At 63.0% G+C, this 12,691-nt stretch carries 15 protein-coding genes and 1 other annotated feature; of the genes, 11 read left to right on the plus strand and 4 right to left on the minus strand.

Annotated elements, in window-relative coordinates:
* The first annotated feature begins 67 nt into the window (after positions 1–67).
* From ACK4FH_RS13580 to ACK4FH_RS13610, 7 genes are all read left to right on the plus strand, one after another.
* Positions 68–1,438, plus strand: a complete 1,371-nt coding sequence (locus ACK4FH_RS13580; protein WP_409814614.1) for a M48 family metalloprotease — start codon at positions 68–70, stop codon at positions 1,436–1,438.
* Positions 1,439–1,470: 32 nt separating this feature from the next.
* Positions 1,471–2,211: a DsbA family protein gene (locus tag ACK4FH_RS13585; RefSeq protein WP_409814616.1), complete on the plus strand. Its 741-nt coding sequence runs from the start codon at positions 1,471–1,473 to the stop codon at positions 2,209–2,211.
* A gap of 127 nt (positions 2,212–2,338) precedes the next feature.
* The gene (locus ACK4FH_RS13590; protein WP_409814618.1) at positions 2,339–3,325 is read left to right on the plus strand and encodes a fatty acid desaturase; all 987 of its coding nucleotides are present in this window, start codon (positions 2,339–2,341) and stop codon (positions 3,323–3,325) included.
* Positions 3,326–3,387: 62 nt separating this feature from the next.
* Complete coding sequence (locus ACK4FH_RS13595; RefSeq protein ID WP_409814620.1) at positions 3,388–4,380, plus strand: zinc-dependent alcohol dehydrogenase family protein; 993 nt, start codon at positions 3,388–3,390, stop codon at positions 4,378–4,380.
* A gap of 60 nt (positions 4,381–4,440) precedes the next feature.
* Positions 4,441–4,495, plus strand: a sequence feature (sul1 is cis-regulatory element that is thought to sense ions involved in sulfur or methionine metabolism; They are found in Alphaproteobacteria).
* 81 nt (positions 4,496–4,576) lie between these two features.
* Positions 4,577–6,073 (plus strand): SulP family inorganic anion transporter, encoded by a 1,497-nt coding sequence (locus ACK4FH_RS13600; protein WP_409815320.1) that lies wholly within the window; start codon positions 4,577–4,579, stop codon positions 6,071–6,073.
* 13 nt (positions 6,074–6,086) lie between these two features.
* Positions 6,087–6,941 (plus strand): universal stress protein, encoded by an 855-nt coding sequence (locus ACK4FH_RS13605; RefSeq protein ID WP_409814623.1) that lies wholly within the window; start codon positions 6,087–6,089, stop codon positions 6,939–6,941.
* Between the two features lie 9 nt (positions 6,942–6,950).
* Positions 6,951–7,298 carry a TraR/DksA family transcriptional regulator gene (locus ACK4FH_RS13610; RefSeq protein WP_409814625.1) on the plus strand — a complete coding sequence of 116 codons (348 nt, stop codon included), beginning with the start codon at positions 6,951–6,953 and terminating at the stop codon, positions 7,296–7,298.
* Between the two features lie 7 nt (positions 7,299–7,305).
* Here the strand turns inward: ACK4FH_RS13610 and ACK4FH_RS13615 are convergent, their stop codons facing one another.
* Positions 7,306–8,106, minus strand: coding sequence for a thiazole synthase (locus ACK4FH_RS13615; RefSeq protein ID WP_409814627.1), 801 nt, complete (start codon positions 8,104–8,106; stop codon positions 7,306–7,308).
* Between the two features lie 22 nt (positions 8,107–8,128).
* Entirely contained in the window at positions 8,129–8,329 is a 201-nt protein-coding gene (gene thiS / locus ACK4FH_RS13620; RefSeq protein WP_409814630.1) for a sulfur carrier protein ThiS, read from the minus strand.
* 409 nt (positions 8,330–8,738) lie between these two features.
* Here thiS and aroQ point away from each other — a divergent pair, with 409 nt between their 5' ends.
* The 4 genes from aroQ to aat all read left to right on the plus strand — a co-directional run bounded on the left by aroQ (position 8,739) and on the right by aat (position 11,815).
* Complete coding sequence (aroQ, locus tag ACK4FH_RS13625; RefSeq protein WP_409814633.1) at positions 8,739–9,242, plus strand: type II 3-dehydroquinate dehydratase; 504 nt, start codon at positions 8,739–8,741, stop codon at positions 9,240–9,242.
* Positions 9,243–9,323: 81 nt separating this feature from the next.
* A complete protein-coding gene (accB, locus tag ACK4FH_RS13630; protein ID WP_409814634.1) occupies positions 9,324–9,773 on the plus strand; it encodes an acetyl-CoA carboxylase biotin carboxyl carrier protein in 450 nt (149 codons plus the stop codon).
* A gap of 16 nt (positions 9,774–9,789) precedes the next feature.
* On the plus strand, positions 9,790–11,133 hold the full coding sequence (accC, locus tag ACK4FH_RS13635; RefSeq protein ID WP_409814637.1) for an acetyl-CoA carboxylase biotin carboxylase subunit: 1,344 nt from the start codon (positions 9,790–9,792) through the stop codon (positions 11,131–11,133).
* 52 nt (positions 11,134–11,185) lie between these two features.
* Positions 11,186–11,815, plus strand: a complete 630-nt coding sequence (gene aat, locus ACK4FH_RS13640; protein ID WP_409815322.1) for a leucyl/phenylalanyl-tRNA--protein transferase — start codon at positions 11,186–11,188, stop codon at positions 11,813–11,815.
* On the opposite strand, the gene ACK4FH_RS13645 is transcribed toward aat, so the two are convergent.
* On the minus strand, positions 11,782–12,177 hold the full coding sequence (locus tag ACK4FH_RS13645; RefSeq protein ID WP_409814640.1) for a DUF2155 domain-containing protein: 396 nt from the start codon (positions 12,175–12,177) through the stop codon (positions 11,782–11,784). The genes aat and ACK4FH_RS13645 overlap by 34 nt on opposite strands.
* Before the next feature lie 38 nt (positions 12,178–12,215).
* Positions 12,216–12,671 (minus strand): outer membrane lipid asymmetry maintenance protein MlaD, encoded by a 456-nt coding sequence (gene mlaD / locus ACK4FH_RS13650; protein WP_409814642.1) that lies wholly within the window; start codon positions 12,669–12,671, stop codon positions 12,216–12,218.
* Positions 12,672–12,691: the final 20 nt, after the last annotated feature.

Genomic DNA, 12,691 nt, shown 5'->3' on the forward strand with positions numbered 1-12,691 from the left:
AGCGGCAGCCGGCGAGGGCGGGAACGCAGGAGCGGGGCATCGTGCCCCGAACACGGGTTCAGTACGAATGGTATTTTCCAGTTCGATCAAGGGCTTCCGGGCGGCCATTCAGGGCGTTGCCCTCGCCGTCGCGCTTTCTTTCTGCGCCCTGCTTGCCGCCCCGGCGGAAGCGCAGGGCATCCGAATCGTCAGCGATGCTGAAACCGAAGCCATGTTGCGCGAATATTCGGACCCGCTGTTGCGCGCTGCGGGCATCGACCCGGCTGCAGTAAAAATCCATCTGGTCAACGACCGCAATCTCAACGCCTTCGTTGCCGGCGGCCAGCAAATGTTCTTCCATACCGGCCTCATAACGACCGTGAATTCGCCGGGCGAACTCATGGGCGTCATCGCGCACGAAATCGGCCATATGTCCGGCGGCCATCTCGTGAAGCGCCGCGAGGAATTCGAGAACATGTCGATGCCGGTCATGGCATCGATGATCCTCGGTGTCGGCGCCATTGCCGCCGGTGCGGGCGATGCCGGCATGGCGCTCATCATGGGCAGCCAGCATCTCGCAACGCGGAGCCTGCTTGCCTTCACCCGCGAACAGGAAGCAAGCGCGGACCAGGCAGGCGCGACCTTCCTGCAGCGCGCGGGACTGTCCGGCAAGGGAATGCTCGATCTCTTCGCCTCGATGCGCGATCAGGAGCTTCTGTCCGCCAACCGGCAGGACCCTTATGCGCGCTCGCATCCCATGTCCGGCGCGCGCTATTCGGCACTCGAAGCGCGGGTGAAGGAATCGCCCTATTACGACAAGCCCGATCCGCCCGAGCGCGTCCACACCTTCAAGATGGTGCAGGCGAAGATCTACGGCTTTCTCGACGATCCGAATGTGGTGTTCCGCCGCTACCCGGCGTCGGACACGAGCCCCTACGCGCATTATGCACGATCCGTCGCCTATCACCGCACGGGGCAGCTCGACCGCGCCATGACCGAACTTGCGCCGCTTCTCGAGCAGGAGCCGAAGAACCCCTATGTCCGGGAAGTTCAGGGCCAGATTTATTTCGAGAGCGGACAGGTGGAGGACGCCATCACCTCCTATAGCGAGGCCGTGCGCCTGAAGCCGCAGGACCACCAGCTTCACCTGGGATATGGCCGGGCGCTTGCAGCGCGCGGCGACAGGGAAACCACGGAAAAGGCCATCGCCCATCTCAATACCGCGGCCAGCGGCGGCAACCAGCCCTATGCCTATTATCAGCTTTCCATTGCTTATGGTCAGCTCGACAATATCGGCATGGCGGAGCTTTCCACCGCGCAATATTACGACTCGCTCGGCCGGGTGCAGCAGGCAAAGGCCCATGCGGATCGCGCCATGCGCCAGCTCGCAAAGGGCAGCCCCGAATGGTTGCGCGCGCAGGACATTGCGATGCAGCCGAACCCGGAACGGCGCGGCTGACGCACTCCCTATCCTCTCAAAAGACGAGACAAATGATCGCTTACCTTCGCACGGCCATTTTCGCCCTCCTTCTCCTTGCGCCGCTTGCCGTCCATGCGCAACCGGCGCAGTTCGACGACAAGGCGAAAGCCGAGATCGAACGCATCATCCATGACTATCTGATCGAGAACCCGGAAGTTCTGGTCAAGGCCTTCGAGGAACTCGAGCGGCGCCACGACGACGCCAAACTTGCGCAAACGCGGGCGGCGCTCGCCGAACATGCGCAGGCGCTCTATTCCGACCCCGGCGATTATGTCGCCGGCAATCCGGAAGGCGACGTCACCATTGTCGAGTTCTTCGATTACCGCTGCGGCTATTGCAAGCGGAGCTTCGTACCGCTGATGGATTTCGTGAAGAAGGACGGAAATGTCCGTCTCGTGCTGAAGGAATTTCCGATCCTGGGGCCGGCCTCGCTCGAAGCGGCGAAGGCCGCGATGGCGGCCAGGAAACAGGGCCGCTACATGGACATGCATGCAGGCCTTTATGCGCACAAGGGCGACCTCGACAGTGCGGCCATCGACGCCATTGCGAAAAAGGCCGGGCTCGATGTGAAGAAGATGCGCAAGGACATGGAAGACCCGGCCTTTGCCGACCAGGTGAGCCGCACCTACGCGCTTGCCGAGGCGCTCGGCATCGAGGGCACACCGGCCTTCGTTGCGGGCGGCACCGTCTTCCCCGGCATGGCGGATGAAGACCGCCTTGAACATATGGTCGCCAGCGCGCGCGGCAACTGAGCCGGTCATCCACTATCGACAAGTGCTCGCCAAGTGCGGCACACCTTTCTACGCGGTGCCCCGTCCGGGGTATTCGCGCCTTTCGGAAAACTCGAACGAGAAGGCCCTCTCAAGGGGCACGGTTGTCATGCATACACGTATCGATGAATTTGCTGCCCATTGCGCGCGCTTCCGCACGCCGGACCTTGCCCGTGCCAGCTGGCAGATCGCCACTACCGCCCTTCCCTTCATCGCGCTTTCGGCGGCGATGTATTTCAGTCTCTCCGTCGGCTACTGGCTGACGCTGCTGCTGGCGGTGCCGATGGCGGGGTTTGCGCTCCGCTTCTTCGTCATCCAGCATGATTGCGGTCATGGATCGTTCTTTGCTTCGAAGCGGGCAAACGACATCACCGGGCGCATCATCAGCGTTCTGACCATTACGCCTTATGCCTATTGGCGGCGGCTCCATGCGCTGCACCATGCCTCTTCTGGTAATCTGGACCGTCGCGGCTTCGGCGATATCAACACGCTGACGACGGATGAATACCGTGCGCTCAGTCCGGTCCGCCGCCTCGCCTATCGCGTGTACCGGCACCCCGTCTTTCTGCTGGCGGTTGGCGGGCCAGTTCACTTCCTGCTGCTGCAGCGCCTGCCGCTCACCTTGCGTACGCCGGCACGGGAAATGTGGACGAGCGTGATGCTTCACAATCTGGCGATGCTGGCCGTCTATGGCGCGCTGCTCGCGCTTCTCGGCTGGCAGAACTTCCTGGTGATGGTTGTGCCGGTTCTCGTTGCCGCCGCCGCGATGGGCGTCTGGCTTTTCTATGTGCAGCACCAGTTCGAGACCACAAGCTGGGACGGAAACGGCCAATGGGACCGCAACAGCGGCGCGCTCAACGGCAGCTCCTATTATGTGTTACCGCCGGTGCTCGCCTGGTTCACCGGCAATATCGGCCTCCACCACATCCACCATCTCTGCAGCCACATTCCGAACTACCGCTTGCGCGAGTGTCTCGATGCGATGCCGGCGCTCAAATCGATCAACCGGCTGACGATCGCCGAAAGCCTCATGACCGCGCGGCTGGCGCTCTGGGACCCGGCACAGCGCAAGCTCGTGGGTTTTCAGGGCGTATAGCGCAGGCACTCCCTTGGCGTCATACTGCTGCGAAAGCGGCATTTGACGGGAGGCGGGCCAACATGAAGCGCATCGACATATCCGATTATGGCGTACCGGAAGATGTCGCGCGTTGCGTGGAGGTGCCGGATGTCGGCGCGCCGGGCGCGCATGAAGTCGTATTCGATGTCATCGCCTTTCCGATCAATCCGGCCGATATCGGCTTCTGCCGCGGCGGCTATCGGCTCCGCCCTCCCCTGCCCGCAACGCCGGGCGCGGAATGCGTGGGCCGTGTCGTTGCCGTGGGCGAAGGCGTTCGCCACACGAAGCCGGGCGATCTCGTCATCAATCTCGCGCGGGAGAACTGGGCATCGCGCCGCCGCGTGAAGGCGGACGATGCGGTGCCGATCCCGTCTGGCCTCGATCTCAGACAGGCGGCGATGCTGCGCATCAACCCGCCCACCGCTCTTCTCCTTCTCTCCGACATTGTGGATTTGAAGCCCGGCGACTGGGTGATCCAGAATGTCGCGAATTCCGCGGTCGGCCGCCTCGTCATCACGCTCGCAAAGGCGCGCGGGCTTCGCACGATCAATGTCACACGGCGCGAGGATGTGTTCCCCGATCTGAAATCGCTCGGCGCCGATATCTGCCTCACCGACGGGCCCGATCTGCCCGCGCGTGTGAGGGAAGCGACGGGCGGCGAAGCGATCCGCCTCGCGCTCGACGCTGTGGCGGGCGATGCCACGGGCCGCATGGCGCAAGCGATCGCTGAAGAAGGCACGGTCTGCACCTATGGCGCGATGTCCGGCGCGAATGCCGACATCCCCATCGGCGAAATCGTCTTCCGGGGCGTCACCTTCACCGGCTTCATGCTGGGGCGGTTTCTGGGTCGCCGCGCGCCTGAAAAAATCCGCGCGATCTATGCCGAACTCGCTACAGGCATCGCCAACGGGACGATCCACGCGCCGGTCGACAGCGTCTATGCCATCGAAGACATCCGCGAAGCCCTTATCCGCGCGCAAGCGGGCGGACGGCATGGCAAGGTGCTGGTGAGCCTGGGCGGAGCAGTGCCATAACCGGACACTCACCTTTCATATTGCGCCGCAGTATAAATCGCGCTAACAAGCAGCCTCTCGACTGGACCCGGCGATGGCCGGGTGGCTCCTCCGGCCGCTGATCCGCCGGATAACCCACTACACATTCAATGCCTCCCAAGGCCGTGGAATCATTCAGGTTCCGCGCGTGTTCCTTTTGTTGCGGAATCCCCCCTTGTTGCGTTTTTCAAGCTTTTCCTTCGACGCCTATCGCCAGCAGTGGTTCGGCAATATTCGCGGCGATGTGCTCGCCGGTCTCGTTGTCGCGCTGGCGCTCATTCCCGAAGCCATCGCCTTTTCGATCATCGCCGGCGTCGATCCGAAGGTCGGGCTTTATGCCTCCTTCTCCATCGCGGTCATCATCGCCTTCACGGGCGGGCGCCCCGGCATGATCTCCGCCGCGACGGCGGCCACCGCCGTGCTGATGGTGACGCTCGTCAAACAGCACGGGCTCGAATTTCTCCTCGCCGCCACGGTGCTTGCCGGCCTCATGCAGATCGCGGCAGGCTTTCTGAAGCTCGGCTATGTGATGCGCTTCGTTTCGCGTTCGGTCATGACAGGCTTCGTGAATGCGCTGGCGATCCTGATTTTCATCGCGCAATTGCCGGAGCTGATCGGTGTATCCTGGCTCACCTATGCGCTGGTCGCAGCCGGGCTCGGGATCATCTATCTCCTGCCGTTGCTGACCAAATCCATTCCGTCGCCGCTGGTCTGCATCGTCGTGCTGACAGGTGCGGCGATGTATTTCGGTTTCGATATCCGCACGGTAGGCCATATGGGCGAGTTGCCATCGACGCTGCCGGTGTTCCTCATTCCTAACATACCGCTCAATTTCGAAACCCTCATGATCATCCTGCCCTATTCGGCGGCAGTGGCGGCGGTGGGCCTTCTCGAATCGCTGATGACGGCGTCAATCGTTGACGATCTGACGGATACGCCGAGCGACAAGAACCAGGAATGCATCGGCCAGGGCCTTGCCAACACGGCGACAGGCTTTATCGGCGGCATGGCGGGCTGCGCCATGATCGGCCAGTCGATCATCAATGTTAAATCGGGCGGCCGCGGGCGGCTCTCCTGTTTCTGCGCGGGCATTTTCCTGCTTTTCATGATCGTGGTGCTGGGCGACTGGGTGAAGCAGATCCCGATGGCAGCCCTGGTCGCCATCATGATCATGGTGTCGATCGGCACGTTCAGCTGGTCGTCGATCCGCAATCTCCGCCACCATCCGCGTAGCTCCTCCGTGGTGATGGTCGCAACGGTCGTCACGGTCGTCGTCACGCACAATCTCGCGCTTGGCGTGCTTGCGGGCGTACTGCTCTCCGGCCTCTTCTTCGCCTGGAAGATCGCGCAGATTTTCCGGGTGCGCTCGACGCTGTCGGAAGACGGGCGCGAGCGGGTCTATACGATCGAGGGGCAAATCTTCTTCGCCTCGGCGGATGACTTCCTTGCCTCTTTCGATTTCAAGGAGGCGCTCGAGCGCGTGGTGATCGATGTCAGCCGCGCGCATATCTGGGATATTTCCAGCGTCGCCGCGCTCGACATGGCGGTGCTCAAGTTCCGGCGGGATGGCGCGACGGTCGAGATCATCGGGCTCAACGAGGCGAGCGAGACCATCGTCGACCGGCTCGCCATTCACGACAAGCCCGGCGCGCTTGAAAAGCTGATGGGCCATTGAGGGAGGAACGGTCATGACGAAGAAAATCGTCGCGCTGGTGGATGGCTCGATCTATTCGCGCAGCGTCTGCGAAAATGCCGCCTGGATCGCTTCGCGCCTCAGCGCCGCGGTCGAACTGCTGCATGTGCTCGGCCGGCGCCAAGGCGCCGAAAGCAACGATCTCAGCGGCAGCATCGCACTCGGCGCACGCAGCGCCCTGCTGGAAGAACTCACCGCGCTCGACGAACAGCGCGCGAAGCTGCAGCAGCAGCGCGGCCGCGCCATTCTCGACGACGCCAAGGCGGTGGTCGAGGCGGCGGGTGCTGGCCCCGTCACGACGCGGCTTCGCATTGCCGATATCGTCGAGACGACCGCGGAAGCGGAAGCGGACGCCGACATGCTGGTGATCGGTAAGCGCGGCGAGGCGGCGGATTTCGCCCGGCTCCATCTTGGCTCGAATATCGAGCGCATCGTGCGCGCCAGCCACAAGCCGGTCTATATCGCGGCCCGCGCCTTCCATGCGCCTGAGCGTTTCCTGATTGCTTTCGATGGCGGCCCAAGCAGCCTCAAAGCGGTGGAGCATGTGGCGGCGGGCGCCCTTTTCGCCGGGCTCGAATGCCACCTCCTGATGGCGGGCGATGCGAGTGCCGATCTCCGCCGCAAACTCGACGAGGCGGATGCACGGCTGCAATCAGCCGGTTTCACCGTCAAAGCCTTTGTCGCCCCCGGTGCGCCGGAAGCGGCCATCGCAGCGCATGTGGATTCGCAGAAGATCGGCCTTCTCGTGATGGGGGCCTATGGCCATTCGCGCATCCGAAGCCTTATCATCGGCTCAACGACAACAGAGATGATTCGGTCCTGCAAGGTGCCGGTGGTACTGTTCAGGTGAGGCAAGGCGATGGGCGAGCCTGACGACGAGGAACTGAGACGTCTGTTCGAGCCACGGCTTCTGGCCGAGCTTGAGGAGCTGCAGCGCCAGTCAGACGACACCTCGGCCGACCGGAAGCCCGTCGCGCTCGATCAGCAAAGCGTCGGCCGCCTGTCGCGCATGGATGCGATGCAAGCGCAGGCGATGGCGGAAGCCGTCAACACACGCCGCAAGCAGCGCCGTACGCTCATCCAGCAGGCGATCACACGCATGGAACAGGGTGAATTCGGCTATTGCCTCGCCTGCGGCGACTTCATCGGCATGAAGCGGCTCGAGATCGAACCCGTCAGCACGCATTGCGTCGCCTGCGCGAAGTGATGCGGGGTCAAATCAGCCCTGCCAGCGGCGAGCTGGGGTCGGCATACATCTTCTTCGGCATACGCCCTGCCAGATAGGCAAGCCGTCCCGCTTCCACCGCGAGTTTCATCGCGCGGGCCATGCGGATCGGGTCTTTTGCTTCGGCAATGGCGGTGTTCATCAGCACGCCGTCGCAGCCGAGCTCCATCGCAATGGCAGCGTCCGACGCCGTGCCGACGCCCGCATCGACCAGTACAGGCACTTTCGCCTGTTCGATGATGAGGCGGATATTCACCGGGTTCTGGATGCCGAGGCCGGAGCCGATAGGCGCTGCCAGCGGCATGATCGCGCAACAGCCCATGTCTTCGAGTTTCTTCGCCATGATCGGATCGTCGCTGCAATAGACCATGACCTCGAAGCCGTCCTTCAACAGGGCTTCCGCCGCGCGGAGCGTCTCCACCATGTCGGGATAAAGCGTCTTCTGGTCGCCAAGCACTTCGAGCTTCACGAGGTTCCAGCCGCCCGCTTCCCGCGCGAGGCGGAGCGTGCGCACTGCGTCTTCCGCCGTGTAGCAGCCGGCCGTGTTCGGCAGATAGATGATCTTTTTCGGGTCGATGTAGTCGACCAGCATCGGCTCGTTCGGATTGGTGACGTTCACGCGGCGCACGGCGACGGTGACGATTTCGGCGCCTGCCGCTTCCACGGCGGCGGCGTTCTCGGCGAGGCTTTTATATTTGCCCGTGCCGACGATGAGCCGCGATTTGAGCTTCCGCCCCGCGACCTCGAATGTTTCGTCGTCCGCCTCGATGCTTTTCGCCGCTTCCGTCACTGCATACTCCTCTGGGGCCGCCTCAGCCGCCGCCGACAAAATTCACGATCTCGATGCGGTCGCCGTCGCGGAGCGCCACTTCCGCATAGGCCGAGCGCGGCACGATTTCGAGGTTCCGCTCCACCGCGATCTTTTGCGGGGCGAGGCCGAAGCTCTCGACAAGGCCGAGCACTGTCATCGGGCCCGTCACCTCGCGCTCCTCGCCGTTCACCGTCAGTTTCACGCCTTGCCCATGCCTTTCCTTTGGCGCGGATAATGGCGGCGGGGGGAGGCAGTTTCAAGGCGGGAACCCCTTTCAATTGAACTGTCACCCGCGGGCTTGACCCGGGGGTCCAGAGCCGCTTGCGCCGTGCCTCCCGCCCCTGGATTGCCGGGTCGAGCCCGGCAATGACAACATGAAGAGAAGCGCGGGGAACAAGGCCCCTCCCACCCCCTCCCTGCCCTTGCGGCAGGACCAACCCATTGTGGCGGCAAGGCTTTTCCTGTCCCCCCGCTTTGCGTATAAAGAAGTCCACGATTCGGGGCGAAGCGTCGGCCGGGGCACCTTATTTTCGCCCTTTTGCGGCCCGATAGGTTCCCCTCCATAACCCAAGCGCCGGCCTCCGGCACCTGCCCAGAAAGCCCTCGACCCGATGGCCAGACCCAGCTCCAAAGCGGTTGCTCCCAAGGCAAAGGCGAAGCCGGCCGCGAAGATCAAGGCTGTTGCGAAGCCGGTCTATGTGCTGAACGGGCCGAACCTCAATCTGCTCGGCCAGCGCGAGCCGCATATCTACGGTTCGACCACGCTTGCCGCGATCGAGAAGCAGGTGGCAGCGCGCGCAAAGACGCTCGGCCTTGCCGTCATCTGCCACCAGTCGAACCATGAGGGCGAACTCATCGACTGGATTCAGGAAGCGCGGACGATGGGCTCGGGCGTCGTCATCAATGCGGGCGCCTATTCGCACACCTCCATCTCCATTCACGATGCGCTCGCCACGCTCGATATTCCGGTGATCGAGGTTCACATCTCGAATGTCTACAAGCGCGAAGCCTTCCGGCACCATTCCATGATCTCGCCCGTCGCCACGGGCGTCATTTGCGGCCTCGGCGTCGTCGGCTACGACCTCGCGCTCGAGGCGATCAAATCAAAACTTTGAGAGGGGCGACAAGCCTTGGCATCGAAAACCCCGGCAGCGACCACGAAGTCCGCGAGTAAACAGGAAAGCAAGAAGAGCGAGATGAGCAAATCAGGCGTCGACCAGGAACTGATCCGGCAGCTCGCCGCCCTCCTTACGGAGACGGATCTGAGCGAAATAGAAATCGAGACGGAGAGCCTCCGGCTGCGCGTCGCGCGCCAGATGGTATCGGCTGTCGCGCATGTTGCGACGCCTGCGCCCGTGTCCGTTGGTGCCTCCGCCGCGGCAGCGCCCGCCGCCGACAGCAGCGCACCGCATCCCGGCACCGTTCCCTCGCCGATGGTCGGCACGGCCTATCTTGCGCCCGAGCCCGGTGCGTCCGTCTTCGTGCAGCCCGGCTCGAACGTCACCGAAGGTCAGACGATCCTCATCATCGAGGCGATGAAGACCATGAATCACATTCCGGCGCCGCGCTCCGGCAAGCTCACGCGCGTTCTCGTCGATGACGGCCAGCCGGTCGAGTTCGGCGAGCCGCTTTTCGTGATCGAGTAAGGGCGGGCACCCCCTCATGTTCGAGAAAGTTCTCATTGCAAATCGCGGCGAGATTGCGCTGCGCGTCCACCGCGCCTGCCGCGAAATGGGCATCAAGACGGTCGCCGTGCATTCCACGGCGGATGCGGATGCGATGCATGTCCGCCTCGCAAACGAGAGCGTCTGTATTGGCCCCGCGCCTGCGAGCGAGAGCTATCTCAATGTTCCGGCGATCATTTCCGCCTGCGAGATCACGGGGGCGGATGCAGTCCATCCGGGCTACGGCTTTCTCTCCGAGAATGCCAAGTTCGCCGACATCCTGAAGGCGCATGGCATCACCTTTATCGGCCCGAGCGGCGATCATATCCGCCTGATGGGCGACAAGATCCAGGCGAAGATCACTGCGAAGGAACTCGGCATCCCTTGCGTGCCGGGTTCGGACGGCGCCATCACCAGCGACGAGCAGGCCTACAAGGTCGCAGAGGAGACGGGCTATCCCGTTCTCGTCAAGGCGGCGGCGGGCGGCGGCGGGCGCGGCATGAAGGTTGCCCGTTCGCGCGAGGAACTGTCCTCCGCACTCTCCACAGCGCGCGCCGAAGCGAAGGCCGCTTTCGGCGACGACGCGCTCTACATGGAAAAATATCTCGGCCAGCCGCGCCATATCGAGGTGCAGGTGATCGCCGATGCCCATGGCAATGTGGCGCATCTCGGCGAACGCGACTGTTCGCTGCAACGCCGCCACCAGAAGGTGCTCGAAGAGTGCCCTTCGCCCGCCCTCAATGAGCAGCAGCGCGCGGAAATCGGCGGTATCGTATCCCGCGCCATCAAGAAGCTCGGCTATCTCGGCGTCGGCACCGTGGAATTTCTTTACGAGAATGGCGAATTCTTCTTCATCGAGATGAATACCCGCCTCCAGGTCGAACATCCGATCACCGAAGCGGTAACGGGCATCGACCTTGTGCGCGAGCAGATCCGCATCGCCGCAGGCCTCGAAATGAGCTTCCGGCAGGAGGATGTGCAGTTCAACGGCCATGCCGTGGAATGCCGCATCAATGCCGAAGATCCGCGCACCTTCGCGCCGTCGCCCGGCACCATCAAGGATTTCCACACGCCGGGCGGGCTTGGCGTGCGCGTCGACAGCGCGGTCTATTCCGGCTACCGCATCCCGCCCTACTACGACAGCCTGATCGGCAAACTCGTGGTGCATGGGCGCAATCGCAATGAATGCCTGATGCGGCTGCGCCGTACGCTGCACGAGTTCGTCATCGACGGTATCAAGACCACGATTCCGCTTTTTCAGGAACTGGTGAACGAGCCGGACTTCATGAATGGCGAGTATCACATTCACTGGCTTGAGGACTTCCTGAAGAAGAAGTCCTGACCGCCGCCGCGGATATGGCGAGGGAGCGGGCGTGAGCGACATCAATGCCGAAATGCTGCTCCGGGCCTATGCCTATGGCGTGTTTCCGATGGCGGAAGCGCGCGACGATCCAGAGCTTTACTGGATCGACCCCGAGCGGCGCGGCATCCTCCCTCTCGACCGCTTTCATGTGCCGAAGCGCCTCGCCCGCACCATCCGCCACCGGCCTTTCGACATCCGCATCGACACGGCATTTCGCGAGGTAATGCTCGGCTGCGCGGATGCTGCGCCCGGCCGCGACGGGACATGGATCAACGAACGTATCCTTGCGCTCTACTGCGAATTGAATGCGCGCGGCCGCGCCCATTCCGTCGAATGCTGGCGGGAGGACAAACTCATCGGCGGGTTGTACGGCGTATCGCTCGGCGCGGCGTTTTTCGGCGAGAGCATGTTTTCGCGCGAGACCGATGCGAGCAAGGTCGCGCTCGTCTATCTCGTCGCGCGGCTCATTCGCGGCGGCTACCAGCTGCTCGATACGCAGTTCGTCACGTCGCATCTCGCCCAGTTCGGCGCCGTGGAGATTTCACGCGACGAGTACCGCGGCCGCCTTGCCCACGCGACCGCCCAGCGGGCAGATTTTCACGCGATGCCGCAGGATGCGGCGCCAGACTACATTTTGCAGTCGGTCACCCAGATGTCGTAGACCGGATGCTCCAGCGCATTGAGGCCGGGGCTTTCCGCAAACATCCAGCCCTTGAAGATCGGCGGTGCTTGATTGCCATGCGCTTCCCCATCGTCGTCGCGGTCAAGCTGCCGGATTTCGACATAGGCCGCTGTCCGGGGCGGCTCTTCGGGCGGCCTCTTGTCGCAATCGCGCACCAGCACTTCAAGCGAGCCGAAGCGCAGGGGCTCATCGACTTTCGCCTCGAAGCTGTCGACGCGCGCGGTGATCTTGTCGAGACCGCTGAATACGGCGACAGGAAATTTCTCGGCAAGAGCCGGCGCAGGCAATGCGGCGAAAAGCGCAAGCATTGCGCCGGGCAGCGAGAGATGACGGTGACGCATCGAAACTCCTGAGAGCCCCCCGGCCCTGCCGCGCTGAGCTAGTTGCTGCCGCTATCCGTGGCGGAGAAGACGGCCTGACCGATCAGGCTCATCAGATCGACCGAGCCCTGCGTAAACATGATCTCGCCGCCGCTCGTCAGCATGTCGTCGCTGCCGCCGGGCGTGACGGAAATATAGCTGCCGCCGAGCAGACCCTCGCTCGTGATCTTGGCGCTGCTGTCATCCGGCACCTTCACGTTGCTGGCAATGTCGAGCGTGACCACCGCCTGATAGGTGTCGGGATCAAGTGCCTGACGGACCACCGTTCCGATCTTGATGCCCGACATGCGCACATCGGCTCCATTGGCAAGGCCATCCACGGCGCTGAAGGCTGCCTTCACCTGATAGCCGGACGAACTCCTCATGCCCGACGACGAATAGCCGTAGAAAAGGAATACGGCCGCCACAGCGACAACCACCGTACCGATCAGCGTTTCTACGAGATTGCTTTGCATGGGGCTCCCCGCTAATCGCT

Source organism: Parvibaculum sp. (genome assembly GCF_046297875.1).
Lineage (GTDB): Bacteria > Pseudomonadota > Alphaproteobacteria > Parvibaculales > Parvibaculaceae > Parvibaculum.